Below are 25542 nucleotides of genomic sequence, written 5' to 3' on the forward strand. Positions count from 1 at the left end.
ATCTGCGTTTCTGTGTATCGAGACTTTTTCATCAGGAGTTCTCCTTTCTTGGCTCAGTTTACGCCGAAGAACTCTAAAAAGGTATGTCGCTATTTTAGGGGAGGTTTACAAATTCAACTAAGCGGTCAAAATATTTTTGTTCAGTATTAGCCATTTATTTTCTTTCGCTGGACAATTGACATTGTTAACAGAGAATAATCTTGTTAGTCAATTAAAATGTGTAACATTCTGTTTTTAAAAGGAATGTTTTCTTCCCTAATAATTCCTAAATAACCCTAATTCCAATTGTTCACCCCCTTAATTAGCATCGAAATTGCTGAAGGAGCAGCAAAGGAAAACGGCCAAAATTTTAACGGCTAGGTGCACATAGCCTCTTCACCAACTGTTCGTAGTTGGGTTGGAGTGGCAGATGTTTTTAAACAGAAATAAAGCGTTTCACGCCATTGCAGTAATTACGTCTTTGGCGTTGTTGTTGGCAGATTTTTACTTTCCATCCTTTATAGCCCTATGTATCGCAATGTGGGCTGTCATCGTCAGTGCAATGCTGGCGCATGAGGAAAGAATTGGAGGGCAAAAATGACCTCCAACATAAGCAATAGCGGCGCGAATAAGCGCCGCAACTTAAAAATTGTGTTACCGAAAAGAGAGCAAGTCTCAAGCGAAAGCTTTCAAATGTCTTTGCAGGGATCAATTGCTGATTACTACAAGACGACTGCACGTTCGAGTAGTCGCAAATTTCAAAACCACATCGCAGATGTGCTGTATGACTTTTCGGGGGAGCTTTACATGCAACGTGATAATGGAATTGCTCGTTTGGCAAATTTACCTGATGTTCATGATGTCCTTGGGGAAGATGCAAGGTGGCTGCGGTGTTTCCTTACGCGCCATCGACCACGAAGGGAGCTCTTCAAGCTTGTTCTGCTCAGCGCATTTCTCGCAATAGAAAAGCCTGAAACCTACGCACAACTCGTTACTTTCTAGCGTCGTTGCTGTTTCCCAACATTGCTGCCCGTATGGGGCAATGTTGGGACAGCTCAACAAAGCACACCCACATGTCTATTTCCCAATTTATCTGAATTGGGAATGCAAAATAGAAAAAATTGGAACAGGAGTATTTGAGATGAAAGCAAAAGCGAATGACATGGCGCTGAAATCATCAGCGCCCCCGACAAGTACCTTGAGGGAGCGGCTCATCGCATTAAAAGACAGCGCTAAATCCTTCATTAAAACGGCCGTTTTTCGGGGTGAAAAAGTCGGTCGTGAAATAGTAGAGGCGCATGCAGAAAACCTCTATCACTTAGAGTGTGGGGATGGTAGCCGCGAGGAAATAGCGCTGAAAGAAGCTGAGCGCGCGACTGCGGTGAGTGAGCAGAATCTATTGGACGCACAGCGCGCCTTGGACGAAACACCAGAATATGTTCCGAGCGTGTCATCAGGTGAGCCTGATGGACAAGAAGGCTTGCGTAAAAACTTTAGCCAATGGCGTGTGCAAGACAAAATTCTAGCGCCGATTTTGAGTGTTGGATTGGTTTTCTTGACTGCCATTAGCGTCATTAGTGTGCAAGTCAACATTGTGGCCAGTGGCTCCGCTGCTTTGGTGGGAGAGAACGAATGGAAGAGTTGGTTGATGGCGGGTATGGCCTCAACAATTCCGCTCATTTTCAAAATGCTGCCATCACTATTCTCGCGTCCATCTTATGTTGAATACGCTCAAAAAAGCTTAATTGGTATAAGCATAGTCTCATCGCTTTGGTGGATTTACCAGTTTGCTGAGCGCTTTCAAGGTGTCGGCGCGCAAATCACGTATGGATCTCTGTTAGATGGCGGTGGGAGTAACACCTTTGTTTTAGCGCAACTGATTACTGAAATGTTCATCGCAGCCAGTTTATTCGTCGCCTTGAATAATATCTGGGATCGATATTCACCCTTTCATTTACTCCCAAATCCGTCAATTCGCGTCGTCAAAGAGCGGCTGGAGCGCGCGAAACGACAACATATGCAAAGCATTGAGAAGCAAAAGGACGCGCATGATGCGCAAGCTCGTTATCTGTCGCTTAAGCAGTGGTTCATTGATTTGATGAACAGCGAGTTCGATAAGCAGTTACTTCAACATCATTCTATTCACGATTAAGGAAACTTACCGATGAGAATTATTGACTTAGTTTTATTGGCTTGCAGCCTGAGTAGCGCGTTAGCGCTGGCAGACACCGTTGTTGTCGTGTCCCCCCATGTCGATGAGAGTGCAGCAAAAGCGCAATTTGCTGTTGCTATGGAGATATTTCAAGAGGCGCCTCTCAATGACACGCTGACAATTATCGATGGGCAATCAGGCGATACGGTCGCGTCTTTGCATGTTCCCGATGCTCCCGTTCTTGCGAGCGGTCAAGGACGTATCAACAATAACCGCGCAGAAATAGGCAATTTCATTCGGTTCACTAAAGCAGCGAGCCAAGGAGCGCATGCCAATGGGGCGTTGAATTTACCACTGGTGATGACGAAGTTGTCTCGGTATTTCCGAAAGGCCGATGATGTTGTGATTTTAGGCTCCGTCTCTTTTGATGTTCCTGAACTCTCTGCGGATATCGTCAGTGGTCAATCTGTTTTACTCGATGAGAATTTACTCCGAAGTTCACGGGAATCTGTGTTTGGCACAGCTGATATCTCTGAACGCTTGAAAGGGTTTCGTATTCATTGGCTGTACACGCAAGCATTGATGCCACTGCACTATCAAGAAAGCGCTGAGCGTTTCTGGCATTTGTGGCTATACCGTCAAAGCGCCGATGTTATCTCACTTTCAACTGATGCTAAGCAAGTTAAAAAGCGCCTCAATAAGCATGCTGCGCCATTAGAAATGCCTTATTCGCTTAATGAGTCTCAATCCAGCGCGGTAACACTTGGAGGGGATTTATTTCAGCGCGGATTGAGTAAAACGCCATTTAAGCAGCAATTACTTGCGCACAAACATCAATTACGCGTTGGTATTCGCTGGTTGGGTGATGCCGTAGATATGGATATTTATGCTTCTTTGGCGGGGAATAAAGATCATGTGTATTTCGGCAATACGACGACGGCATTTGCTCAGCATCAAAAAGACGTTCTGCACGGGGCATCACTGGAGCAAGATGCCTATTTCGAGACAATTGTTTTTACCCAGCCTGTCAAGCTGTGTGATGTTCGCCTCGGCGTTAATCATTATAGCGGTAAAGCGTCTGGTGCAATTCAGGGGGCGATACGAATTCAGGTCGGCGAAGCCGTCTATGAACGCCGTTTTTCATTTCCCAATAACGATGGCAATAACGGCGATGATATGAACAGGTATCTTCGCTCAGGCGGGGAGTCGGTGTACTCCCGCTCCTATGACTTGTCAGATTTCACAAACGAAAAGGTGTGCCAAGTATGAATCAACCCAATAATCAACAAAACAACCCGTTACATAGTCTTGCTGTAACAACGGGATTTTTAGTCGCCGTGTTATCTGTCATGCGGGTAAAAATACTCCTAACGCCATATTTCGATGAATGGGTGCTACGTTATAGCGCCTATGGTTATGAGGATCTGTTAACTGGCGTGTGGGTCATTGCCTTGTTCTTTTTCATTATGTTTCTCACTCTCAATACGTTTAACGCCGTTGTGAAGCTCGTGAATATCATCTTCACCTTTATCATGATCAAGTTGACCTTGCGTAAATTTAAATAAGGGGGGGGAATACGTGTCAGCTAGCGAGCGGTTTGGCACCGCTGATTTCGCCAATATTGATGATCTCATCAACGCTAATCTTATCGACAACAACCACTTATTTTTAGGCTACACAAAAGAAAACAGTCCGCGCCGTATCGGCTTTGATAGCGATACAGGCATTCTGGTGATTGGCTCAGCAGGTTCTGGCAAGCTCACAACCTTGCTGGCCTACCAGCTTCTTGCGGATGAGACACAAATCATACTCGATCCTAAAGGGGAACTGGCGTGCAGCGTTGCCATGTTGCTGACCAATTGTGACTGCTACTTTTTTAATCCATATCAAATAGGCGCAGATGAGCCGTGGTTTTTACCTCAGCACCATCGATTCAATCTTTTGGCTTTTGCTGATAAAGACAGCCCCACATTCTTTGAAGACATGATGCTTATTGCCCAAAGCCTGATCAATAAACCAAAAGGTGGCAATGGTAATAGTGAGCATTTCTATGGCAAAGCGGTGCAAGTGACGGCCAATTTGCTGATGTACATTAAGGAGTTTAACCCTGACGCGACATTGCCTGATTTATACCACCTCGTGAATGATGTCAGGAGCGGCGGTGCACAAGATTATTTTGCGCAGTTTCACTATCCGCGCATGCAAAGTTCGATGTTTGCTGCGGTTCAATATGTGGCAGAAGAACTGATAGCCAAGCGTGAAATGGCGCCTTCCGAATTCGAAAGCATCATGTCGACTATAAGCAACAGCCTTCAGGTCTTAGGCTCACCGCAAGTCCAACTGGCATTGTCAAATCCTGCTACCGTGTCCACGCGGGCGTTGTGTGAAGTCGGTTTTAGGCATAAGAAGCTCTTTATCATGATCCCTTCACAATATTTGGCGACCTGTTCGCCAGTATTGCGTTGCTTTTTTACGGTCATGGAAATCGAGCAGCAACGCTGTTTGCAACAACGAATCCATTTCATCATTGATGAAGCAGGGCAACTCGGCAGCTTTGGGCTCGTGACGCGAATATACAGTTACGGCAGAGGCAGTAAAAACAAGATCTCAACTTACTACCAAAATTACGGACAGATCGTCCATTTCTTTGGTCAAGACGATGCTGACACCATGATTGGCAATGCGCAGGTGAAGCTTTTCATTGGTTTGTCCTCTGAGCATTCTGCCAATTTCATTAGTAAACATCTTGGCAAAGCAACATATCAGTATTTGTCTAAACGCACGCAACAAGAAGCCGCCTTTAAGCAAGGGCAAGCCTTTATCAATGCCATCAAATCAGGGGATTTCTCAACGAATATGATGGAAATCATTGCGCAGGAAGTGGCGATGCACAGACCTGAGAATGTCTCTCGGAATTTGATGAACCCTGATGAACTGATGCATTTACCCAATGATACGGGAATATTAGATATTCATGGCATCGGCATTAAGCCGTATCAATATCTTAAAGTGCCGTATTTTGAAAATCCAGCACTGGCACACAGATTTTTGCCCAATCCGCATCACCCGCCTTATGACCGCATAAGCGTGCCTTTTATGGGGCGCTGGTCAAGGCAAATAAAAATCCGTAGTGAAGCGGTGCCAGATGCATTGTCATCCATTCCGCAATACAGCCAAGGAAAGTGGTCATACCCCAAAGGCTTTCGACCACCCATGCCCAAACTTACGGGCGAACCTATAAGGCATTAGTTTATGCAACAGCACTTTAATGATACCGCAAAGGGGATATCCGCGGCGCAATCGCGCGCGGCCTATCAAGATATTAAACAGGAAAAGAAAACCATGATTGAAGAAGAAAAGCTGATGCCCATTCTGACGCCTTCTACTTTGGAAGCGTATCTCGTTCATCGCGCGCATTTTGCTGAACGGCTTCAAGCGGAGCAAAAAGCTCACGCGATTGCAGAGCCTATCAAGCCGAGCAGGCAAGTTCATTTTAATGAGCGTGCACATGGGCAAGAAAAACGCCATCAACACACCCAATCATATTAAATAAGGAGACATCATGACTGGCAGAGAGAACGCATTCAGCGAAGAAAAACAGCGCTACATCGCGTTGCGCGCCCACAACAAACAGCTCTATAAAACACACAATATCGTCAATGAAACGCAAGATAAGCTGCTCAGTATGAAAGATACACCAGCGCTTTATCCCATTGTTCAACAGTTAAACGAGGCTTCACGTCTTTTGATGGACACGGCCAGTAAAAGTTACTTCCAGCAAAAACAAATTGAAAAAGCGCATCCTGAATTCGCACAAGAGGCTTTGGAATATGCGAAGCGCCACCAGCAAGCACATCGTCAAGAGCAGCAACACTAAGCGAAATTTTGCCAAGGAAGGCGATTTTCTTTGTTTTGTTTCCCAATATTGCAGGTGAGATGACGTAATTTATAGCCTGACAAAGACATGCCAATGCATGCATTCATGAAAAATTAATCTACAGCACAGCCATAAGGCTGTGAGAAGTCAAGGGTTTGATAATTAATGATTTATTCACAATTTAAGGTTTTAACTGAATACAGAAAAACACAACCAATACGAGAGGAAAACATACCAATGCAATCTCATCACCACGCTAACCCTTATCGGTTTACCCCGCAAGGGAAAGCAACCTATCAAGTCTTTGAAATCATCGAACATGAAGGCAAGTCCAGTGAACTGCCCGTCGGCTATGGCTGGCCTGTTGGCTCAACCAATGACCATGAGCGCAGCGTTGCTGAATTTTTCTTTGTGACAGCCGATGCGCAATATCGTGCGATTAAGCTCAATCAGGGCGATGCAATGCATCAGGCTATCGTCCCGCGTTATCCCAGAACGCCGAGCCTTACCGATGACGAAATCGACTTTGATGAAGACTATATCCGTGAGGAATTTCATTAACCTCACTTGAAATACCCGCCTATCGAGCCAGTGTATTGTTATCACGCTGGCTCGCCAATTCTCAGATGAAAGGTCAGCAGTCCGACATGAAAACTCTAAGTCCCAAAAACATTCGTAAACAACGTACCATTCGCTTTTCTGATAATGAATGGGCAAAAATATCCGCTGGTGCAGTTTCTGTAAATCTTCCCCCAGCGACTTTCATTAGAACGATAGCGTTAGCTACAAACTCCAAAGATTTAGAAAAAATTTATACAACAACAGAAAGTCGGAAAAAAGAAGTCGCTCATGTCTTATCAAGACTTGCGGCTACGAATATTCCTCTTTATCTCACTCAAATTCTGGAACATATGAGGTTAGGTTGTTTCACATTTTCGAATGAAACTGAACAAAACTTAAATGAAACTTGTGAAGAGATTAAAGCATTTACGGAAGACCTTATTTATTTATTAGGTTTGCGCAAATGATCATAAAAGCCTCGCTAAGAAGTGGCGCTAAATCACTCGCTACACATCTATTAAATCGGCAGGATAATGATCACGTTGAGGTGCACTCGCTGCGAGGCTTTATCACTCAAGAGTTAACGGGAGCGTTGCGTGAAATAGAAGCCGTTTCCAAGGCAACAAGAGCCAGTAAATATTTGTTTTCCATCAGTGTGAATGCGCCAAAAGATAAAGATGTGAGCGATGAAGATTACCTCGCTGTAGCAGGTAAAATTGAAGCTGCTCTGCATTTGAAAAACCAGCCAAGAGCCGTTGTCTTTCATGACAAGGCGGCTAGACGCCATATGCATTTAGTGTATTCACGCATTGACCAAATTGAAATAAAAGCGATTAAACTCGACTTTTTTAAACGAAAACTAAACCAGATCAGCCGTGAGATTTTTATCGAGCAAGGCTGGGATTTGCCGAAAGGGTTTGTGAACCAATATTCAGCAGATCCGCGCAGTTACAATCTCGGAGAATACCAGCAAGGCCTTCGCCATAATGTAGATCCAAAGCAAATCAAAGCCAAACTTGCGCATTGTTGGCACCGTTCAGATAACAAAGCATCTTTTATCAATGCGATTAAACACGAGGGATTTTTTGCACTGGCGAAGGGTAATCGCAGAAATTTTGTGGTCGTGGATTGGTTTGGTGAAGTGCATTCTCTCTCTCGTGCCACAGGCGCAAAAGCAAAAGATTTAAAATCCCGCTTAGGGGATAGCAGTGACCTTCAAAGTGTCGATGAGGTAAAGGCATCAATCACACAAGAGCAACATGCAATACACAAGCGCCTACGTCTTCAGCAAGCGCGTAAACATGCGGCTGAGCGCGCGCCACTCAATACGAAAAAAGATGCTCTGGTAAAGGCGCAGCGACAAGAGCGCGAAGCGCAAAGAATATTTCATGAAAAGCGCCAACGTGATGAGTTGATTCAACGTCAATCACATTATCAACGCGGTATTCGGGCGATTTGGAGTTTTATCAGCGGTGCGACTCATAAGCTCAAGAAGAAGCATGAAGCCGAATATCAAGCCAACCTCGCACGCGACAACATTGAGCGCCACCAGCTTTATGTTGAACAACGAAAAGTGCGTACAGAGTTGCAGGCCTCGCTTGATGTGATGAAACAACGTCAGCAACAAGACATCATGGCGTTAAATACTCAAATTTCACGGCAATTTTTCGGTATGAATCCTGTTCATCAGCCGCCTCAACAAAGCAGAGTGCACCAGCAATCTAAAAACCAAGATATAGAAATTGGATTGTCATGATGGGAATAACTAACTCGATATAGCAAATGGCAATGAACCAATGAATTCACAAAGAAAATGGAGGATTAATTCATGTTGATGACATCAGAGCAAAGAGAAGAATTAATTGACCTGACCCAAGGTTGGGACATGTCAGAGTGCGAGCGCACTGAATATGTAGAGCAACTTTGGACAATTATGCTTATCGGAATGGATCGGTATTTCGATGAATTGCTTGAACGGCGTACAGCGCGAAATTTAAACCTTGCGAGTGAGCACAATAAGATCGTAAGGGTTAATAAAGGCAATTTACTTGAAGAATTTGAAAGCACGACCAAGCATTAATAAAAATTTCTTGTGGTGCCTGTGACTCGGAGTCACTCTTACAGCGCGTCAACTAATTCTAAAGGAGTGTTTAATGATTAAAAATGTACCTGATAGAGCGGTAATTTATGCAAGGGTAAGTTCAATTAAACAGGTGAAGGAAGGCTCAGGCGTTTCTTCACAGGCTTCGCGTTGTGAAATGTACGCTAAAACCCTCGGATTAGAGGTTATAAAAACGTTTACTGATAACGGTATTTCTGGCTCACTCGTTGAACGCCCCGGAATGAGAGCAATGCTCGATTTTGTTACCAATGAGCAAGATGGTTGCGTGATTTTAATTGATGACATTAGCCGTTTAGCGCGGGGTATTTCTGCGCATGTTGAGCTGCGCGCCATGATCGAGGCTGCTGGCGGTACACTTATGTCGCCTTCCGTTGAATTTGGCTCTACGTCTGATGAAATACTTGTTGAGAATATGTTGGCAACGGTGGCGCAGCATTTTCGTGATAAGAACAGGGAAACGGTGATAAACCGCACGATGGCACGACTCAAACGCGGCTATAGTACAGCTTCCATACCTGCCATTGGCTATAAATACGAGCAAACAGTGGAGCACGGAAAATTACTGGTTAGGGATGAACCTTTGGCTTCAGTTGTTAAAAACGCACTGGAATCTTTTGCGTGTGGGAGATTTGACACGCAAAGTGAAGTGAAACGCTATCTTGAAACGCAAGATGCATTCCCTAAATCTAAAAAGGGTCATGTATATCTTCAGAAGGTAAATCATATACTCACCAATATTATCTATGCGGGATATTTGCACTTTCCGCATCGGGATATCCACATGGTGCCAGCAAAACATGAAGCGCTCATTGATTATGGAACATATCTCAAAATCCAAAAGAGAATTGCTGGCGATGCAAAAGTTCCACAACGAGCAGACTTAGATCAGAGTTTTCCGCTAAGGGGATTTATTACCTGTTCATGCTGTGACAGCGTAATGACCTCATCAAAGCCCAAGGGAAGAAAAAAATATTACGCTTATTATCACTGCTTTAATAAAGATTGTGAGCGCTACGGTAAATCCATTTCAGCTGAAAAAGTAGAAAGTGAATTCGAGGAAATTTTGCTGAAGCTTCAACCCTCACAAGAATTGTTTCACTTGGCAAAGCGCACTTGTCAAATGCAGTGGGACAACAGGGGCGTATTGGACAGTGAAAATATTGAGGCTCTAAAATTAGAGAAAGAGGCGATTGACGAAAAAATTAAAGTACTTGTTAATCGAATTATAGAGACGCATACGGAATCTTTAATCAACGTGTATGAAAATAAAGTGCGTGAATTAGAGCGTCAAAAACTGGAAATAGATGAGAAATTAACGCATTCGGATGCGGAACTACCAGATTTTGAAAAATGTTTTGGAACCAGTTTTGAATTCCTCGCAAACCCTTATCAGCGTTGGTCTGAGAGCTATATTGATAAGCGCGCTGTGCTCAAAATGGCCTTCACAGAGCGTATGCAATATGACTTAGTCAACGGGTTTGTTGGAACCGCCCCAATTGCTCAGCCATTTAGACTTTTAGAGCAATTGGGCGATGCCAATTATGATGTGGTGGAGCTGGCGGGATTTGAACCCTAGTTTAAGTTTGTTCTGTAAGGCTTTATATTACAAAAGGTTAGCAGGAAGAGCAAATGTGAAAAGTGTCACGATTCGTGACACTGCGACGTGACATATTTCAATCATTGTCTCGCTTTAGAATTTTCACTACTCAGGGTATTGCTCAGAATTTCTTATGGGGATTACATTGATATTTTAGTTCTATCTTGATTTAACAAATTACCAAAGGTAAAACTATCTCAACTATTGCATTAATTATTTTTGGACAAGCAAAATTTGCCGGAAGCTGCCAACGACTCTCTTATGCCGCCACTTAGAGCTCCCCCGGACTTTGCCACATCCAGCGACTATATCATTCAACACGACTTTGGTTTTGCTGGGTCGATCACCGACGCATGAAGCACAAAAACATACCATCACTTGAACATGCAAAATGTTGAGGTCAGGGCTTTCACATATCTCATTGCGGATTTCAGTACCAAAGACCAGTTCAATTGCCTATCTTGACGACAACAACTTCACCGACTTTTGAAAACTACCCATTTGACACACGTGCAACTAGCCTTAAATGCAGCTGACACAGTGGGTAGTACATAGCGTTAATTTTTCTTATACTCTTGTTCTAGTATGTTTTTGGCGAAATGAATTAGATCAGATCGCACCACGTGTGTCTATATTATTGAATTTGCTTTAAATTATCAGGTGATTCGTTAGAATAAATCGTTAGAGCACCGATGGAGGTTTAGTTTTAAAATGGACAAAATGCGATTTAACCCTTGGTATATCATTGGTTTGTTTTTTGGTGTACTCCTATGGGTTGGTAATGATTATGCGGCAAGTAACGAGACTAAATATTGGAATGACAAAAGCTTTTGGTATTTTTTATTTAACAGTATTGGCAGTGGTTTTATATCAGTCTCTATTGTAGCGTTATTTTTCCAAAATATTGCTAACTCTGAGCTAAAAAAATGCATTGAAACAACATTTAAATCGATTATTGATGATTCTTTTAAGAAATTATATTTCACTAAATCAGATGATGAAATTACTCGCTATGAGTATGAATGTTTCTTACTTAAACCTCTTCATGATGAAAAAAACCTAAGACAATTGGTTAATATAAATTATAAAATAAAAACGCTACCGAAAAAATTTTATATTGTAGCTATTTCTACCAATAATCATTCGGAGGAGTTTCTGCCTTATATTAATGACCCTGCGTGTATATTTAGGTGGTGGGTTCCTGAAGATAGCGATGTTTTTTCAGATGAGGTTTTTACATTTAATTTTTTTAAGATCAATGGGATAATAAGCGATCCAATTGTAAAGGATATACTTGATGAAGGAGTTCGTAAATTTTACTTCGAAACGAATAGTAATGAGAACTTAGATATAGATTTTTCGTTTGAATCAATTCACTGTATGTCAGGAAATGTTCCTGTACCTATAAACCCTTTCCTTAACAAAAATGCAGGGGCTGGTGAGTTCAGATTGAACGTATCTTCAATTGATAATATTGAACAAATACATGTTAGCCCAGCAATCACAGCATTTAATGGCGTATCAGAGGAAAAGGTGTCATACATAAAGTGTAAAAACAATAAAACTCATAGCATTAAAGTTTCATTGGATAAACCTTTTATCAAAGGTAGCTCAGTACACTTCTCTTTTGTGTAATGGTGCTCTAACAAACTTTTGAATAGTGGATAAAATTCAGTTGGCTATTAACAGGGCGTTAGGCGCAGGACTTACCCAAACTTAGTGGACATCTCCTATAGTTAGATAAGAGGTGACTTATGGCTAATAAAAAGAAGGTTCATGCCTACACTGAAGAGTTTCGTAAAGAGGCTGTTCGTCGAGCAGATCAAAGGCGCGAATTCAACTCCGAAGTGCACCACTCGCTCAATTAGGCTGCCTTGCGTAATTCGTCGAATACTGCTTAGAGCCTACAAGATGGGGGCTGCTGCGTACGTAAAGCCGCCGTTTTCTCATTGATTCTTTAATGACAACAATTAGCGAATAGCAGAAGCAATTGATAAAAAATCAATGTCTCCTACGCAAGAAGGCTTTGGTTAATAGCTTTACTTATCAATAGAAGTTAGCATGTCATTGTACTACTTGAAGCGTATAAGGTTTTGGTAAGATTTTGATGAATACGACGAGGATGGTTTGGTGGAATGTGGCATTTTCACCTGCGTCAAATAAGGCAAAGCCAAAAGGTAGCAGCGATTCATATAAAGCGATTTGTGCCCATCTCAAAAAGTTGTTTATCGATTATTCGTGCGATTTAGTAGCTCTATGTGAAGTCTCTTCCTTAGATATTACAGCTATTACTTCTCAATTAAATTTGACTGGTATCAGTAATTTAGACCTAACAAATCAGGTTGGAAAAACTAGATTCGATATCGCAGTTCTTTATAATAATTTAAAATTAGAAGTATCGCATGTTCGCTCGCTTTCGGGAGTAAAGTCTGGGAATATAATTAAAGCAGCTCAATTAATTGAGGTCAGGCCTACTGATTCGGAAAAGTTGATGCAGGTCTATCTATGCCATTGGGCAAGTCGACTGAATAGCGGTTCAGAAATTAAACGAAAACTGGCAGCTGATATCGTCTACTCATCCGCTCAAGAGTTTATGATGGATGGCAATGATGTAATTGTTATGGGAGATTTTAACGATAACCCATATGACGAAAGTGTACACTTTAATTTAAATTCGAGTCGTTGTCATGATTCCGTTATAGCTTACCCCAAAGAATATTTTTACAATCCTTTCTGGAGAAGTATTGTTTCGGAAGATAAATACAGTCATCTATTAGTCGATAAAACTTCATTTAGATCTGGTACAACTAAATATAAGCAGCTCAATGGTACGTTGTGGCATTCCTATGATCAGATGTTGTTTTCTGGGAGCTTCTTAGGGAATGGCGACTGGCATTTAAACGAGAACGCGACAAAGGTTTTGGACGATTATGATTTTTTAAACGACTTTGAAAGTAAAGATAGTCCCATAGATCATTTACCAGTGCTTTGCGAACTAACAAATCTTGAGAGGTAATAATATGTCTTTTAACTTTGACAACATCCTACAGCAGGGCAAAGCTGCTGCTGAAAATGTTAAGAAAAATAAAGCTGAAATTAAAGCGGTTTTAAGTGATTTAAAAGAATCCCTGAATCGATTTCTTGAAATGGAGCTCGAGCATGAACAACGAATTGAATATGTACAAAATCAAGATCCGATGTTAGCTCTCACGAACATGTTGAAGCCGAAAGAATTAACAGGGTATAAACTCCTTTACATAAAAAATAAAAAGTCAGATGAAGACTTGTTTTTGTTTAAGATAAAATTCTCAGAAGATATTTACCCGGTTACCATAGTAAGAGAAAAAAATCATATCGTCGCAGATGATCAAAGTGCATTTGCGGATGCTGTTGGTCAAATAATGTCTAATTCCCAAGTTCACCTAAAGCTGGGCTCTTTTAGGAGACGTGTTGATGAAAAAATTGCACAGCTTCCCAAGCCAGTACCTAAAGATGATGAAGAAACTGACTAAATTATATCGCTAAGATTGTCATTCAAAGCCATTTATAGTGGGTTAGTTGCTTTGACCAGAGCTTTATAATCAACCCATGTCCGCTTTTGACCAATAGCTGAAAATAGCAAAACACATTGCTCAAAGTCCGCTCCTTGTCTAAAGCGGCGGGTCAATCATCAGTTGAAGACTGCCAGCTCGATACGAGCGATTACAAATAACATGAGACCTAAAATGGATAATAAATTAGGGTATTTCTTTTTCTGTTCAACGAAGGTTAGATTCGGACTATATAATTTCTAACACTACTAGCCCAAAACTTCCCACCATTCGCTGTCTCAATACCCATAGCATTAAGACGGCGAGCAATTTCTGCTAGAGGTAAAGCGCTATCAACCATTGGCTGAATGAGAGGCCAAATACTTTTGGCAAAATCATCCGCTTTTTTCTTTTTGGCTTCATTTCTTGCTCGGGTAGTGTCTCTTAGGCCTCCTAACTGCTTTCCTTTCGATTTTGCTTCTTTTAGTGCGGCTTTTGTTCTTTTGCTTATGAACTCTCGCTCTTGCTCGGCTAGCGCTGCGTATATGTGTAATTGAAATGGATCGGCATGGGGCATCGTCGCCACTTTAAAGTTTAGCTTGCGGTCTTCCATAAGGCTGGCTATGAATGAAACTTTGCGACTCAGCCTGTCTAGTTTGGAGACTAAGAGTGTAGCGCTGGTGGATTTAGCTAATTGGATCGCTTCTTGTAATATTGGACGGCGCGAATTAGCTCCTGTATCGATCTCTGTGAAGCTTTTAGTTATTCTATGGGTATTGGGTGCGTAATTTTCCAAATAAAGCGTTATATCGCGATTCTGGGCTTCTAAACCCAATCCAGACTTTCCTTGCTCTTTGGTACTTACTCTACGATAGACAACAAAATCCATGATTTTTCATTCCTTACAAAATAACAACGCTGGTTGTGATTTGTATATCGTAGGATAGATGATTTGAAAAAGCGGGTGAAAAAATGTAAAACTCGGCACAAATTTGTCAAAGTAGAAATTATAAGAATGGCCGGAAAGGATAGAATTGCTGCGGCTTTGAGGAATGCGAGGTCAAAGTTTTCAACGCGACTAACAGTACCGTTTGATAATGGTTATAGGAAGTACTATGACTCAAAGTATCTAAAAGAGATTTGTGACAAAAGACACTTCTATAAAACATACCCAATTGAAGAGGGGGCCCCTTCTCAAAAAATCAATTATGCATTAAGAGCACATACTGACACACTCTGTACAATAGCAGAAACTAAATCTACTTTCCGGCTGGGGATGCTAACCTTTCATCTAGATCAAAATTACATCGAAAAACTAGAGGAATTAGATCTGAAAGGTTCTGCTCATGACCCTATTACCGCAATTAGAAAGAAATTAACAAAACAGTTATTAAATAAATTTGGGTTAAGCCACTACTATTTTGTTGTAGAAAAAGGTGAAACTGGTTTGCATGTTCACCTCGTCTGTTTGTTCGATATTCCTGAATTGGCTATAGGTAATTTGATCGACGTAGGTTCGACTAAAACTATTTCTGAAATTAAGGATGCATTAATTTCAAACAGTATGGTTTCGAAGAAAGACAGAGCTGTGAACTTCACGGATCGATATTCTAATTGGGTTAGTTGCAAGCAACTAGGAAAAAGTGAATCAGAACTGATAGCACATGAAATTGAGACGGATAGTGATCAAACCGAATGGAAAGTTAGAAGTTCTCTCGAACTGACTTGTGGAAAGTTAATCACTATTTCATACAAAGAAAAAGTAAAACGTATAATCAATATTGGTTTAGCTGACTATCTATCAAAAGGTTTACCTGACGTGGATGGTGGTGGTGAAAAGCTGTTCGAGAGTAGTAAGTATAATTTTTCTATAAGCTCCCAACTCAGAAAAGATACGCAGAGCTTTGTAGATGATGTTCTAAGTGAAAATAAACTACGTAAAAAAGCAAAGTCCTATAAGGTTTAGTGTGTAGAGGTAGGTATCGTTATAAAAAAAATCGATTCTCCCGTGTTAATCCTTACATACCCAATCAGTTAATAAATGACAACGGAGGTTATTATGTTTGGTCGTCAAAAAGTAGATCCTTTGGGCGTACATCTAAGCAGATGGGATATTTACTCAAATCCATCCAGTTTAAAAGATACATTCAACGATGTTGAGTTTAGTTATTCTGAGCTTTTCGCTGGATTTAAAGACGGCGAAGTTACGTTTTGGTATCAAAATCATTACCTAACCACATTATCGATGAGTGAAAGGGCATATAAATCACTTGTTAGAGACTTTGGATTAAACACTACCGCAGATGTAGTTGAATTAGAAATCTCAAATGTAATGAAAGCTCGCAATGGGACTGATTTCTTTTTCATCGGCGGGTCATTGCAAACAATTCAACATGCTTTCTCAGCGGAGCAAATTAATACAATCGATGATGATGAAGGCCTACAGATATTGCATGACGGAAAGAAAATAGCTGTCTTCAAAGACGAGGTGGCGGAGCAATTTAAACAGGCTCTCACATCGGCTAATCAAATAGCTAAAATTAAAGTTTCTGAACAAACGCGGGTTGAGTGGCAAAAGATAAAAGAACAACAACAGTTAGCCGCAGATATAGCTGCTAAAGAAGTTGCTGAAAAGGAACGTTATGAATCTCAAGAAAGGGCTGGTTTTCCAGAAATTATTCTCACAACAGAATCACCATCGCCTTTTCCTGTTAGTGAAAGGCTCGGTATTATTTCTGCAGAGTATGCCCATAGAACTAAACTTTTGGCGGGTGCGTTTGCTGAAATATCAAGCATAGGTAAGGACAGAAATCGCTCTACAGAAAATGCTTTAAAAAAAGCAAAAGAGTTCGCGCTACTTGATTTGAAGCGTCAAGCCTATGAGCTAGAAGCTGATGCAGTAGTCGCTGTTGATTTTGACTACAGTGAGATAGGAGGGGCGGGAGACCCAATGTTATTCTTAGTTGTTAATGGGACCGCAATTAAGATCCAAAAGTAGCTAGACTAATTCAACTATATTTTGATAGTCCTCAATTGATCAATTGCCGAAATGAGCGAATAATGGAAATAAGCGATGGTAAAAATACTGCGTTCTCATTGCTTTTAGCCGGCGTTATCAATTTTTACTCAAATCCCATCGCATTAGTTGAAACTTCGTTAGTTTATTTCTACTGGAACACTCTATAATAAGATGTTTGCACTATAGCCAAACTACGGAGTAAATTTAAATTATGATTTTCCAAACTTCAGATTTTAATGAACAGTCTGAATTATGTGAAGCATTAAAATCACTCATTGAAGATAATATCGATGAATTAGAAAAAGAAATTATTGCGGACTTATCCCATATAGATCAACGAGCGACAAATAATACGGGGTTAAGAATTGACTATATTTCACATATTCAGGGAAATGAATACCAATTAGATTATAGTTATGACTACAATATTTATAATGGTTGCGCTGATATGGATGTAAATAATGAAGTTACAGATAGCTTACTGTTTACTATCGGTGATGACGGAGAGTTAGAATTCGATTACCCCGTCTATGAAGAAAGAAGCACTGCAGACGAATTTTAATGCTAACAAGTTGCTTAAAATTACAAAAAATAGTTGGCTTTTGCTTCTTCGTCGCTAATTTTAGTCAACTATTTTTTGCCTCTTAGCAAGGCGTTATGCATCAATGGAGAATCCATGAGTATATTTGACTATGAAGGGGATGGATCTGAAGATGAGGCAACTTTCTATTCGCTCTCGGGAGAATACTTTGAAGCCGCTGAAACCTTAAATAGAGTTCCACCAACAAAAATTAACTACTGGGTGGTCACATATTATTTGTTAGGGCACTCGGCAGAGCTTACGCTCAAAAGTTATCTATTTAAAAATAATACCAAGTTGAGAGAGCTGAAAAATATAGGACATGATCTAGCGGTCTTAATTGATAAGGCTAATGAATTTGGGCTTCAGGATTTCTCCTTGATAAGAAAACTGGCACCCATCTATAAGGCAAAAAAATTGGAGTACCGGAAAAGGAGCATAGAGGAATTTCCATCAATTGATAATTTAATTCAAGAAGTTAGGGAATTAAGATCTATTGTATTCAATAACCTAATCGAGTACTAATGAATAAATAATTGCACAATTTGACGTTTTGGTAGTTTAAATCGAGAAGGAATTTGTGAATGGTTTTTTTTGAGACGCTTGGTGTTATTGCTTTCTTGGTAATTGTTGTATGGCTACTAAACGTGTTTTTTGACGAATACGGTAGGGTGAATTCTGAAGCTGATGAAAAACGCCGTCAATTAGAAAAGTTTGTTAGGCAAGAAGAAGCTCGAAAAAAGGAGTATTCTGAATGGGCAAAGAATAATCCCGAAGAGGCTGCAAGGCGAGAAAATGAAGAGCAGGAAAGGATAGAAAAAAACAGAATATTTACCGAAAAAGCAGATGATTTATATGATTTGATGCAAGAGATAAATTATCTAGAGCATTCTGGAAGAACAGAGCATTTTGCATACCTACTTTCACTCAAAGACGAAGACCCTTCAAAATACTGGCGTAATGAAGGGGTCTGTTTCCCCGAAGAGACAGGTGGTAGTAACGACTTTTCTTTAATAGATTTGCCATGGGATCGGTCCTATGAAGCTCCTAGCAAGATTCATATGTTAACTACTGGCAAAATTTCTGACAGATACAAAATTCCTCTTAGTGAGATCGCTTCGCTATACAGATTCGAACAATCAAAAATCGAACCCGAAAAATGCCTCGGGGAGATGAAAGAGCTAGCTAACTGGCATCAATTTATACTTGGTCAGATACAGAATAGGCTGATTGAGTTAAAAGGTATTGCATCTCGGAGAAATACCACTCCAATTTATAATCGGAGAGCATAGATGCATAACAAATTGCTGTACGCAGCATGTGCCGGTGAGCTAGGGGTTTATGTCCACTATTAGTTCTAGAGTGAGCTAGGTCGTTTTTTCAGAATGACAGCTTTTGACCAATAGCCGAAGTTTAAGGACTGATTGGGTTCTAATTCAGCTAATTTGATTTTTCCAGTTCGAGTTAGAACTCATTCAACTAATTTCAACTAATCAACAATTAATAGCTGAGATAGACGGTCTACGCTTCTGAGAGCTGTTTCAAAATGGTTGCTTGCTTGGCTTTAAATTTCCCCTTTTTTACTCTTTTTTACCCCGAAATATTACGCTTTTGCATTTCTTACACTCTTTAATGGTCTGATTCTGTTCAGGAATTTTTCGTAACTTAACTGAGACAAGTCAATTCCAAAATCCATAGCATCCATAAAAGTTTTGCAATATTCCATAGATACCGAATGTGTGTAAACCGTGTCTCTCACTTCAGAAGACGTATGCCCAGTAAGTGCAAACGCATCAGTTTTATCGATCTTACCTATTGAAAGAACAGTTTCATTTAAGCAAGAGATAAAAGTATGGCGGAATGAATGAAATACTAGCTTGTGGCCTTTCGAATTGTACTTAGATAATTTTCCGTATTCACAAAAACTTTCGTTGAACCACTTAGATATTTCATTTCCCAATCCCTTGCTCTTGCTTAAAGTCAGGTCTGGAAAAAGCAATCCAGACTTTCTCTTTCCGATTAAAAATTTCAGCCCCGCTGCCCAGAGAACATCTGGTATTGGGATGATACGAACTGATGACTTATTCTTTTTACTTTTGGATAAGTTGGATTCTTTAAGTGCTTTCGACTTCCACTTTTCATTTAAATCGAAGCACCTAATTTCTTTGTGCACAACGATATCTTCTACTTCTAATGCGGCTATTTCGGAGATACGCATACCGGTAGTGAGGGCAATTATTGGAGCCCAGAAATGATAGGATTTCGGCGAAGACTCTCGGGGTCTCAAATAGTCGGAATAGATATAGCTATTAAAGATATCGGCTAACTGTTCCGGCTCATATTGTCCTCGTTGTACACTATCCCGATTCTTTTTAACGTGCTTGATAAAAACAGATAAATCTTTATCTAAGCTACCTTGTTTGTACAACCATTTTAGAAAGGTAGCTACAACAGTGAGGTGCTTTGAAGGAATCAGACAAGCCCCTGAGTTTTCATCGGCTAGCTTAGTCCATGCTTGCTTTTTTTCTACTGCACTTTGATTTGATAAATTTGCCAATATCCTCCCAGCATTACGAGGAAGCCTTTGTAAGATTGATTGGTAGTGTCTAATCACGTCTCCATTTAAATCACTAACGGAAAGCTCTGTTCCTATGATTTCAGTAAACCTTTTTAAATTAGCGCTATTTTGAGAGAGTGACCGGCCATTCCATTCATTAGATATCTCTTTTTCGGAAATATATTGCTCAAGCTCAGTAGACACGAGCTGATGAGGTTTTCTTAGCTCAATAATGGGTTGTATAGACTGTATATTGTTGGTGAGTACCTCAATGGTCCTATCTTTGGTTTCAATGCGTTCGGCTAACGTTTGTGATTGTTTTTTATGTTGAATGACTCTTTGTCGGAGCTCTAAATTTTCCTTGTTTCGTTCGCAATGTTGTTGGTCAACTTCTTCGAAGTGGCGCATTCCCTTCCTAGCAAGGATGTTGTGCATCCATCTGGGCTTATTTGGGTCATTCGACACTTTGGACAGTTGATGTAGGGTGTTTCTGAGGTTCTCAAATGCGATTGGTTTTTCTTGGTTGTCTATCAAATCGATATTCTCTTTATACTCTTCTACCAATGACAGCGCAGAATAAATAATATCTGCGTATATGCGCTTAGCCACTGAGGGCTCTCTGGTGCGTAGAGAAATTACTACTTGGCGGTAGCTTATTGATTTGGTTTGGGAATTTCTACGAATAAAAAATTCGTATTTTATAGATCTGACTGGTGGTGAATATGGGATGTTAAATCGGAGAACGTAAATGCCTAAGCGATTTTGGCGGAGATATGTATATGGCAACATTCGTGACACCCATTCGTGACACCCGCTGCAACTCTTACAAACGAAAAAGGCGTAACTAGCTGATTTAAAACTAGTTACGCCTTGAATTTGGTGGAGCTGGCGGGATTTGAACCCGCGTCCAGAAAGTGTCCACTCTTGGTACTACATGCTTAGTTTGTCTTTTGTTTAACTACTTTAGACCCCGACAAACAGGGTTCCTGGTAGCTGTCCTGATACTGTTTCGCGGTTCAACCTCAGGAGAGTTTCCCTCGCTAGTTTGCTTATATGACCTTTCGAATCCACGCTAGCAAACAAAGCAGCGGTGAAAGGGCCTATGCCGGTTATTAAGCGGCTAGTGCGTAAGTTTCGTCGTTTGCGACTACTTTAAATGCGGCTTTTTTAAGAGGCCAACCGCTCCTCTGCATGCACCTCAAGCTTCCTAAGTCCTGTCGAATCCTAATCAGCCCCAAGGTATTCCTATTGCTAGGAATATTCAAAACCTGTTACTTCTTGGCCTTGAATTTAGGCGGATTGTACAGCTATTACGAGCTAACCACAAGAATGATCATCGCCTTGTACACTTAGTGCGCGTTATTGGTATTTATTGCTTAGTTAATGAACTTGTCTTTGTTATCAACTAAATATGTAGCCAATGAACGAGGCGCTGTGCCTGTGAGCGTGGCAACATCATTGGTTACTGCAGAGGTCCAATTTTCGCGTACGGGGTAAAATATCGAGGCGAGAAACCCAGCGTAGTCTTGTGGTACGCCAGCATCAACCAATCCCGCAATAAATACGTCATCAGATACCGCTTGATATTGCACCGGTTTGCCTAATTGCGCACTGATCAATTCAGCCGCTTGTGTATAGGTAAGGGCGGCAGGGCCAGTGAGGTTAAATGCCTGATTGTCGAATTCTGAACTTGTTAATGCTGCTGCGGCACTAGCGGCTATATCACGTGCATCAATAAAGCTCGATGCGCCTTCGCCTGCGGGTAATGCTATTACACCTGATTGTACGCCTGGTAACCAGAATGTATGAAAGTTATCGGCAAACCAGTTGGGGCGTAAAATCACATAAGGCGTGCCACTGTTTTCTAGGGCTATTTCTACTTTGCGGTAAGGAATATTGTCGTCGGCATCTACGCCAAATACACTTTGCATTACTACCTTGATTTTTTTCTCTGCTGCTACCTTCACTAATGGAAGCAGTATCTCTTCAATTTGTATTTGGCCAGACGGTAGCATCATGAACACACTGTCTACGCCGTTTAGGGCGTTTTCAAAGCTTGTAGGGGTAGCGAGACTAATCTCTACGGTTGATAAGTTAGGGTTGTTGGGTAATTGCTGTCCACTGCGCGTTGCTGCAATAACGGTATGGTCGTTTGCTAATAGCTGTGAAACAAGATGTTGGCCAACGGTGCCGGTTGCGCCCATTACTAAAATTGTACTCATGTTCGTTCCTCGTTCTGATAGTCAGAATATTGATTGGTGTTAAAAGTAAAGTAAGTATCTTTTGGAAACTGCGGTAAGTATAATGGGTTCAATTCGCCGATGTAAGAAGGCACTTTTTTGAAACATAGTTACCTTTGGGTAACCAATGGAGAGACCAATGCAATACGATGTGTATGAAAATCGTTGTCCAACCAGAGCGGTGCTAGATCGCATTGCTGATAAGTGGGCCTTGCTGATTCTCGACTCACTACGCTCAGAAAATAAACGTTTTAATCAGCTTAAGCGCGAGATAAAGGGCGTTTCGCAGAAAGTGTTATCGCAGACATTAAAAAAGTTGGAGCGTGATGGCTTGTTGTCTCGCACTGTGTTTCCAACTGTACCGGTAACGGTTGAATATGCGTTAACGCCCTTAGGTACAACCTTGAACAAGGCGGTGGAGGCGCTAGCACATTGGGCAGAGAGTAATATGGATGACGTGCTGGCGGCGCAAGTTGCTTATGATGAGGCGCATTAATTTGATCGTATAGTGTTGTTATTTTGTTAATTAAAAATATCGAAATAACAAAAGTTTACACATTAGCTCTTAAAGGTTTACATAAAGTAGAATGATAGATGCATTCTTGTGCAAACTCGATTAAAGTACGCAGCGTTTTGAGTTTTGAACAGGCATTTAGCATGAGTAATGTTGCAGATTTATTTTCACCGTTTGTCTTTCCGTGTGGGAAAGAGGCGAGCAATCGTTTAGTGAAATCTGCAATGGAAGAGAACATGGCAAACAGCCAGCAATTGCCGGGTTCTCGTTTACTTAATTTGTATCGTCATTGGGCCGATGGCCAGCTAGGTACCATTGTAACTGGTAACGTAATGGTGGATAAGCTAGCAATGACAGGGCCAGGCAGCGTAGTACTTGAAGCTAACACAGCTCTGGAGCCTTTTAAGCAATGGGCGAAAGTGATCAAATCGCAAGGAGCGCTTGCGGTTATGCAAATTAATCACCCTGGTCGCCAAGCACTGAAAAAATTAGGCGGAAAAGTGTTAGCTCCTTCTGCAATACAAGTGGATGTGGGGCGGTTTTCTCGCTTATTCGATATGCCGGTTGAAATGTCTCAGCAAGACATTGACGATGTAACCGCCCGGTTTGTCACTACGGCTGTTAAAGCCAAAGAAGCGGGCTTTGATGGGGTGCAAATACACAGTGCCCATGGCTATTTACTTAGCCAGTTTCTGTCGCCATTAACTAATCAGCGCAATGACCAATGGGGCGGTAGCCTCACAAATCGGTCTCGATTATTGGTGAACATTGTGAGCCAAATTCGTGCTAATTGCGGCAGTCATTTTTTGGTGATGGTAAAACTGAACTCAGCCGATTTTCAGCGTGGAGGTTTTGATATTGGTGAAGCAGTTGAAGTGGTTAAGCTGCTTCAGGGCTTAAATGTTGATGGCGTTGAATTGTCTGGCGGTAATTATGAAGCGCCAGCTATGCAGGGGAATGGGGCAGATGAACGTCGCTTAGCTCGTGAAGCGTATTTTCTTGAATTTGCTAGCCACATTAAAGAACACACCTGTATTCCGGTCATGACAACCGGCGGTATCATGCGTCGTAAAATTGCTGAACAAGTGTTAGAAAAAGGCTGCGACTTAGTTGGTATGGCAAGTGCGTTAGCCATTACTCCAGACCTAGTTAACAAATGGCTCAGCAAACCGGATTTTAAAGGGGTGATCCCTCATTGTACTTGGTCACACAAGGCGTTGTCGGCGTTAGCTAATATGGCTGCCGTTCGCAGGCAGTTGCGGCGTTTAGGAGATAATCACCGTACTCAGCGCCACGCGTCGTTTGCGTGGTCGTTAATACTCGACGAGATCAATAAGCGCCGTCTTACACGGCGCTATCAGCGTTGGATTAAGCAAAACAGCTAAGGTAATTAGACGTTTTTCTTCATGACGCGGGCTTTCTGACGTTCCCAGTCGCGATCTTTCACCGTGTCGCGCTTATCGTGGCTTTGCTTACCTTTGGCGAGGTAAATTTCTAGCTTCACCCAACATTTCTTCCAATACATCGCAGTGGCGACAATTGAATAACCTTGGCGATCACGCGCCCCAATAAGGCGATCTATTTCACGTTTATTTAATAGCAGTTTGCGCGCGCGCTCAGGCGCACAAATTACGTGGGTAGATGCTTGGTTTAACGGCGTGATTCGGCTACCTACTAAATAGGCCTCACCGTTTTGTATAATCACGTAGTTGTCTGTGATGTTAACTTTACCGGCACGAATACTTTTAATTTCCCAACCTTGAAGCTCAAGTCCGGCTTCGAGTTTGTCACTTAAATGGTATTCATGACGCGCTTTTTTGTTTAGCGCGATGGTTCCCGTAGTATTTGATTTGGCTTTATTCTTTTTCATGGGCGCTATTATACTGATTGCCGTGCACTTGTCTTCATTTTCCGCGACGGCAGGATTAAAATTTCTGCCGAGTGTTACAGGCGTATGACGCCTAAGCGGTTCATGGTACACTGGCGTTTTTAGTCAGGATAAAGTTGTTACAATGCCGAGTGTTCATCGCAGTGCGTTAGTTGCACATAGCGCGCAATCAATGTTTGATTTGGTTAACGATGTAGAAGCGTATTCTGAGTTTTTGCCGGGTTGTACGGAAAGCCGAATCATCAGTCAGAGCGACAATACGATGAAAGCCTCTTTGCTTGTTGCAAAGGCAGGGGTGAAACAATGGTTTACAACAGAGAACGTCTTGGAGCCGGCTACCCGTATCAATATGCAGTTGGTTGATGGGCCGTTTAAGCGCTTATCTGGAGGTTGGACGTTTTCTGCGTTGTCAGAGTCTGCGTGTAAAATTGAACTCGATCTCGAATTTGAATTTAGCAATAAACTCATCGAAATGGCCTTTGGCAAAATTTTTAATTCATTAACCGCAAGTATGGTAACGGCGTTTACTGAACGAGCGAAAGTGGTGTATCGATGAGTGAATTAAATAAGTTATCAATAGAGGTGGCGTATGCATTGCCACACACGCAAACCTTGCTGAGTTTTGAAGTCGATGCCGGCACTAGTATTCAAGATGCCATTGCACAGTCTGGAATATTCGACAGACACCCTGAGTTGAAGGAGCAAAAACTCAGCACTGGAATTTGGAGTCGTGTCGTTAAGCCCAATTATGAACTACAAGATGGCGATAGAATCGAGATTTATCGTCCGTTAATCGCAGACCCTAAAGAAGTGCGCAAGCGCCGGGCAGAAAAGGCGATAGAAGAAGGGCGCGCGGATAAAGTCACTGGCGGTAGAGTTAATAAACAACGCGCAAGTAATTAACAACGACTTGATACCTAGTACAT

General features: G+C 41.5%; 29 protein-coding genes and 1 other RNA gene. 25 read left to right on the forward strand and 5 right to left on the reverse strand.

The annotated features are described in order from the left end of the window. Positions 1 to 409 precede the first annotated feature (409 nt). From ACXAH6_RS15200 to ACXAH6_RS15275, 16 genes are all read left to right on the forward strand, one after another. A complete protein-coding gene (locus tag ACXAH6_RS15200; RefSeq protein ID WP_474878164.1) occupies positions 410 to 580 on the forward strand; it encodes a hypothetical protein in 171 nt (56 codons plus the stop codon). Next, positions 577 to 981 (forward strand): hypothetical protein, encoded by a 405-nt coding sequence (locus ACXAH6_RS15205; RefSeq protein WP_474878166.1) that lies wholly within the window; start codon positions 577 to 579, stop codon positions 979 to 981. The genes ACXAH6_RS15200 and ACXAH6_RS15205 overlap by 4 nt, the downstream gene beginning before the upstream one ends. Before the next feature lie 40 nt (positions 982 to 1021). Next, positions 1022 to 2131 (forward strand): hypothetical protein, encoded by a 1110-nt coding sequence (locus ACXAH6_RS15210; RefSeq protein ID WP_474878167.1) that lies wholly within the window; start codon positions 1022 to 1024, stop codon positions 2129 to 2131. Positions 2132 to 2143: 12 nt separating this feature from the next. Then, positions 2144 to 3400 carry a hypothetical protein gene (locus ACXAH6_RS15215; RefSeq protein ID WP_474878168.1) on the forward strand — a complete coding sequence of 419 codons (1257 nt, stop codon included), beginning with the start codon at positions 2144 to 2146 and terminating at the stop codon, positions 3398 to 3400. Continuing rightward, complete coding sequence (locus ACXAH6_RS15220) at positions 3397 to 3696, forward strand: hypothetical protein (protein WP_474878170.1); 300 nt, start codon at positions 3397 to 3399, stop codon at positions 3694 to 3696. Before ACXAH6_RS15215 ends, ACXAH6_RS15220 begins: the two co-directional genes overlap by 4 nt. 13 nt (positions 3697 to 3709) lie before the next feature. Then, a complete protein-coding gene (locus tag ACXAH6_RS15225) occupies positions 3710 to 5380 on the forward strand; it encodes a type IV secretory system conjugative DNA transfer family protein (protein ID WP_474878171.1) in 1671 nt (556 codons plus the stop codon). Between the two features lie 3 nt (positions 5381 to 5383). Then, entirely contained in the window at positions 5384 to 5680 is a 297-nt protein-coding gene (locus tag ACXAH6_RS15230; RefSeq protein WP_474878173.1) for a hypothetical protein, read from the forward strand. Between the two features lie 13 nt (positions 5681 to 5693). Then, positions 5694 to 6008 (forward strand): hypothetical protein, encoded by a 315-nt coding sequence (locus ACXAH6_RS15235; RefSeq protein ID WP_474878175.1) that lies wholly within the window; start codon positions 5694 to 5696, stop codon positions 6006 to 6008. A gap of 237 nt (positions 6009 to 6245) precedes the next feature. Beyond that, entirely contained in the window at positions 6246 to 6569 is a 324-nt protein-coding gene (locus ACXAH6_RS15240) for a hypothetical protein (RefSeq protein ID WP_474878176.1), read from the forward strand. Between the two features lie 86 nt (positions 6570 to 6655). Further along, positions 6656 to 7036: a hypothetical protein gene (locus tag ACXAH6_RS15245; protein WP_474878178.1), complete on the forward strand. Its 381-nt coding sequence runs from the start codon at positions 6656 to 6658 to the stop codon at positions 7034 to 7036. Continuing rightward, positions 7033 to 8325 carry a relaxase/mobilization nuclease domain-containing protein gene (locus tag ACXAH6_RS15250; RefSeq protein WP_474878180.1) on the forward strand — a complete coding sequence of 431 codons (1293 nt, stop codon included), beginning with the start codon at positions 7033 to 7035 and terminating at the stop codon, positions 8323 to 8325. Before ACXAH6_RS15245 ends, ACXAH6_RS15250 begins: the two co-directional genes overlap by 4 nt. 72 nt (positions 8326 to 8397) lie before the next feature. Further along, the gene (locus ACXAH6_RS15255; protein ID WP_474878182.1) at positions 8398 to 8649 is read left to right on the forward strand and encodes a hypothetical protein; all 252 of its coding nucleotides are present in this window, start codon (positions 8398 to 8400) and stop codon (positions 8647 to 8649) included. A 73-nt stretch (positions 8650 to 8722) separates the two neighbouring features. Next, positions 8723 to 10267 carry a recombinase family protein gene (locus ACXAH6_RS15260; protein WP_474878184.1) on the forward strand — a complete coding sequence of 515 codons (1545 nt, stop codon included), beginning with the start codon at positions 8723 to 8725 and terminating at the stop codon, positions 10265 to 10267. Positions 10268 to 10999: 732 nt separating this feature from the next. Then, on the forward strand, positions 11000 to 11923 hold the full coding sequence (locus tag ACXAH6_RS15265) for a hypothetical protein (protein WP_474878186.1): 924 nt from the start codon (positions 11000 to 11002) through the stop codon (positions 11921 to 11923). A gap of 502 nt (positions 11924 to 12425) precedes the next feature. Continuing rightward, positions 12426 to 13304: an endonuclease/exonuclease/phosphatase family protein gene (locus tag ACXAH6_RS15270; RefSeq protein WP_474878188.1), complete on the forward strand. Its 879-nt coding sequence runs from the start codon at positions 12426 to 12428 to the stop codon at positions 13302 to 13304. 4 nt (positions 13305 to 13308) lie between these two features. Next, positions 13309 to 13800 carry a hypothetical protein gene (locus tag ACXAH6_RS15275; RefSeq protein ID WP_474878190.1) on the forward strand — a complete coding sequence of 164 codons (492 nt, stop codon included), beginning with the start codon at positions 13309 to 13311 and terminating at the stop codon, positions 13798 to 13800. 256 nt (positions 13801 to 14056) lie between these two features. Here ACXAH6_RS15275 and ACXAH6_RS15280 read toward each other — a convergent pair whose 3' ends face one another. Next, on the reverse strand, positions 14057 to 14707 hold the full coding sequence (locus tag ACXAH6_RS15280; RefSeq protein ID WP_474878191.1) for a recombinase family protein: 651 nt from the start codon (positions 14705 to 14707) through the stop codon (positions 14057 to 14059). 63 nt (positions 14708 to 14770) lie between these two features. On the opposite strand from ACXAH6_RS15280, the gene ACXAH6_RS15285 reads away from it, so the two are divergent. The 5 genes from ACXAH6_RS15285 (at position 14771) to ACXAH6_RS15305 (ending at position 18709) form a co-directional block, all read left to right on the forward strand. Then, positions 14771 to 15784, forward strand: a complete 1014-nt coding sequence (locus tag ACXAH6_RS15285) for a hypothetical protein (protein WP_474878193.1) — start codon at positions 14771 to 14773, stop codon at positions 15782 to 15784. A 93-nt stretch (positions 15785 to 15877) separates the two neighbouring features. After that, positions 15878 to 16816, forward strand: a complete 939-nt coding sequence (locus ACXAH6_RS15290) for a YbjQ family protein (protein WP_474878195.1) — start codon at positions 15878 to 15880, stop codon at positions 16814 to 16816. Between the two features lie 232 nt (positions 16817 to 17048). Further along, positions 17049 to 17399, forward strand: a complete 351-nt coding sequence (locus ACXAH6_RS15295) for a hypothetical protein (protein ID WP_474878196.1) — start codon at positions 17049 to 17051, stop codon at positions 17397 to 17399. 114 nt (positions 17400 to 17513) lie between these two features. Then, positions 17514 to 17942, forward strand: coding sequence for a hypothetical protein (locus ACXAH6_RS15300; RefSeq protein ID WP_474878198.1), 429 nt, complete (start codon positions 17514 to 17516; stop codon positions 17940 to 17942). A 59-nt stretch (positions 17943 to 18001) separates the two neighbouring features. Next, positions 18002 to 18709, forward strand: coding sequence for a hypothetical protein (locus ACXAH6_RS15305; protein WP_474878199.1), 708 nt, complete (start codon positions 18002 to 18004; stop codon positions 18707 to 18709). A gap of 311 nt (positions 18710 to 19020) precedes the next feature. Here the strand turns inward: ACXAH6_RS15305 and ACXAH6_RS15310 are convergent, their stop codons facing one another. From ACXAH6_RS15310 to ACXAH6_RS15320, 3 genes are all read right to left on the reverse strand, one after another. After that, positions 19021 to 20583: a tyrosine-type recombinase/integrase gene (locus ACXAH6_RS15310; RefSeq protein ID WP_474878201.1), complete on the reverse strand. Its 1563-nt coding sequence runs from the start codon at positions 20581 to 20583 to the stop codon at positions 19021 to 19023. Between the two features lie 268 nt (positions 20584 to 20851). Continuing rightward, positions 20852 to 21210, reverse strand: a transfer-messenger RNA (tmRNA) gene (gene ssrA / locus ACXAH6_RS15315). Between the two features lie 140 nt (positions 21211 to 21350). After that, a complete protein-coding gene (locus ACXAH6_RS15320) occupies positions 21351 to 22196 on the reverse strand; it encodes an SDR family oxidoreductase (protein ID WP_474878203.1) in 846 nt (281 codons plus the stop codon). A 157-nt stretch (positions 22197 to 22353) separates the two neighbouring features. On the opposite strand from ACXAH6_RS15320, the gene ACXAH6_RS15325 reads away from it, so the two are divergent. Then, positions 22354 to 22710 (forward strand): winged helix-turn-helix transcriptional regulator, encoded by a 357-nt coding sequence (locus ACXAH6_RS15325; RefSeq protein ID WP_474878205.1) that lies wholly within the window; start codon positions 22354 to 22356, stop codon positions 22708 to 22710. A gap of 161 nt (positions 22711 to 22871) precedes the next feature. Further along, a complete protein-coding gene (locus ACXAH6_RS15330) occupies positions 22872 to 24113 on the forward strand; it encodes an NADH:flavin oxidoreductase/NADH oxidase family protein (RefSeq protein ID WP_474878206.1) in 1242 nt (413 codons plus the stop codon). A gap of 5 nt (positions 24114 to 24118) precedes the next feature. Here ACXAH6_RS15330 and smpB read toward each other — a convergent pair whose 3' ends face one another. Then, positions 24119 to 24598: an SsrA-binding protein SmpB gene (gene smpB, locus ACXAH6_RS15335; RefSeq protein WP_474878208.1), complete on the reverse strand. Its 480-nt coding sequence runs from the start codon at positions 24596 to 24598 to the stop codon at positions 24119 to 24121. A 142-nt stretch (positions 24599 to 24740) separates the two neighbouring features. Here smpB and ACXAH6_RS15340 point away from each other — a divergent pair, with 142 nt between their 5' ends. Both ACXAH6_RS15340 and ACXAH6_RS15345 read left to right on the forward strand, forming a co-directional pair. Then, complete coding sequence (locus ACXAH6_RS15340) at positions 24741 to 25172, forward strand: type II toxin-antitoxin system RatA family toxin (protein WP_474878210.1); 432 nt, start codon at positions 24741 to 24743, stop codon at positions 25170 to 25172. Next, the gene (locus tag ACXAH6_RS15345; RefSeq protein WP_474878211.1) at positions 25169 to 25519 is read left to right on the forward strand and encodes an RnfH family protein; all 351 of its coding nucleotides are present in this window, start codon (positions 25169 to 25171) and stop codon (positions 25517 to 25519) included. The genes ACXAH6_RS15340 and ACXAH6_RS15345 overlap by 4 nt, the downstream gene beginning before the upstream one ends. Positions 25520 to 25542: the final 23 nt, after the last annotated feature.

The sequence above is a fragment of the Alteromonas sp. ABE4_545 genome (assembly GCF_056161325.1).

What these genes read in the sequence shown, in the direction of transcription:
- ACXAH6_RS15210 (WP_474878167.1), top strand. Translation starts at nt 1,022, where the DNA reads ATGTTGGGACAGCTCAACAAAGCACACCCACATGTCTATTTCCCAATT.
- smpB (WP_474878208.1), bottom strand. Translation starts at nt 24,598, where the DNA reads ATGAAAAAGAATAAAGCCAAATCAAATACTACGGGAACCATCGCGCTA.
- ACXAH6_RS15330 (WP_474878206.1), top strand. Translation starts at nt 22,872, where the DNA reads ATGAGTAATGTTGCAGATTTATTTTCACCGTTTGTCTTTCCGTGTGGG.
- ACXAH6_RS15260 (WP_474878184.1), top strand. Translation starts at nt 8,723, where the DNA reads ATGATTAAAAATGTACCTGATAGAGCGGTAATTTATGCAAGGGTAAGT.
- ACXAH6_RS15320 (WP_474878203.1), bottom strand. Translation starts at nt 22,196, where the DNA reads ATGAGTACAATTTTAGTAATGGGCGCAACCGGCACCGTTGGCCAACAT.
- ACXAH6_RS15220 (WP_474878170.1), top strand. Translation starts at nt 3,397, where the DNA reads ATGAATCAACCCAATAATCAACAAAACAACCCGTTACATAGTCTTGCT.
- ACXAH6_RS15205 (WP_474878166.1), top strand. Translation starts at nt 577, where the DNA reads ATGACCTCCAACATAAGCAATAGCGGCGCGAATAAGCGCCGCAACTTA.
- ACXAH6_RS15255 (WP_474878182.1), top strand. Translation starts at nt 8,398, where the DNA reads ATGTTGATGACATCAGAGCAAAGAGAAGAATTAATTGACCTGACCCAA.
- ACXAH6_RS15230 (WP_474878173.1), top strand. Translation starts at nt 5,384, where the DNA reads ATGCAACAGCACTTTAATGATACCGCAAAGGGGATATCCGCGGCGCAA.
- ACXAH6_RS15300 (WP_474878198.1), top strand. Translation starts at nt 17,514, where the DNA reads ATGAGTATATTTGACTATGAAGGGGATGGATCTGAAGATGAGGCAACT.
- ACXAH6_RS15305 (WP_474878199.1), top strand. Translation starts at nt 18,002, where the DNA reads ATGGTTTTTTTTGAGACGCTTGGTGTTATTGCTTTCTTGGTAATTGTT.
- ACXAH6_RS15275 (WP_474878190.1), top strand. Translation starts at nt 13,309, where the DNA reads ATGTCTTTTAACTTTGACAACATCCTACAGCAGGGCAAAGCTGCTGCT.
- ACXAH6_RS15200 (WP_474878164.1), top strand. Translation starts at nt 410, where the DNA reads ATGTTTTTAAACAGAAATAAAGCGTTTCACGCCATTGCAGTAATTACG.
- ACXAH6_RS15295 (WP_474878196.1), top strand. Translation starts at nt 17,049, where the DNA reads ATGATTTTCCAAACTTCAGATTTTAATGAACAGTCTGAATTATGTGAA.
- ACXAH6_RS15280 (WP_474878191.1), bottom strand. Translation starts at nt 14,707, where the DNA reads ATGGATTTTGTTGTCTATCGTAGAGTAAGTACCAAAGAGCAAGGAAAG.
- ACXAH6_RS15215 (WP_474878168.1), top strand. Translation starts at nt 2,144, where the DNA reads ATGAGAATTATTGACTTAGTTTTATTGGCTTGCAGCCTGAGTAGCGCG.
- ACXAH6_RS15340 (WP_474878210.1), top strand. Translation starts at nt 24,741, where the DNA reads ATGCCGAGTGTTCATCGCAGTGCGTTAGTTGCACATAGCGCGCAATCA.
- ACXAH6_RS15240 (WP_474878176.1), top strand. Translation starts at nt 6,246, where the DNA reads ATGCAATCTCATCACCACGCTAACCCTTATCGGTTTACCCCGCAAGGG.
- ACXAH6_RS15235 (WP_474878175.1), top strand. Translation starts at nt 5,694, where the DNA reads ATGACTGGCAGAGAGAACGCATTCAGCGAAGAAAAACAGCGCTACATC.
- ACXAH6_RS15245 (WP_474878178.1), top strand. Translation starts at nt 6,656, where the DNA reads ATGAAAACTCTAAGTCCCAAAAACATTCGTAAACAACGTACCATTCGC.
- ACXAH6_RS15290 (WP_474878195.1), top strand. Translation starts at nt 15,878, where the DNA reads ATGTTTGGTCGTCAAAAAGTAGATCCTTTGGGCGTACATCTAAGCAGA.
- ACXAH6_RS15325 (WP_474878205.1), top strand. Translation starts at nt 22,354, where the DNA reads ATGCAATACGATGTGTATGAAAATCGTTGTCCAACCAGAGCGGTGCTA.
- ACXAH6_RS15250 (WP_474878180.1), top strand. Translation starts at nt 7,033, where the DNA reads ATGATCATAAAAGCCTCGCTAAGAAGTGGCGCTAAATCACTCGCTACA.
- ACXAH6_RS15265 (WP_474878186.1), top strand. Translation starts at nt 11,000, where the DNA reads ATGGACAAAATGCGATTTAACCCTTGGTATATCATTGGTTTGTTTTTT.
- ACXAH6_RS15345 (WP_474878211.1), top strand. Translation starts at nt 25,169, where the DNA reads ATGAGTGAATTAAATAAGTTATCAATAGAGGTGGCGTATGCATTGCCA.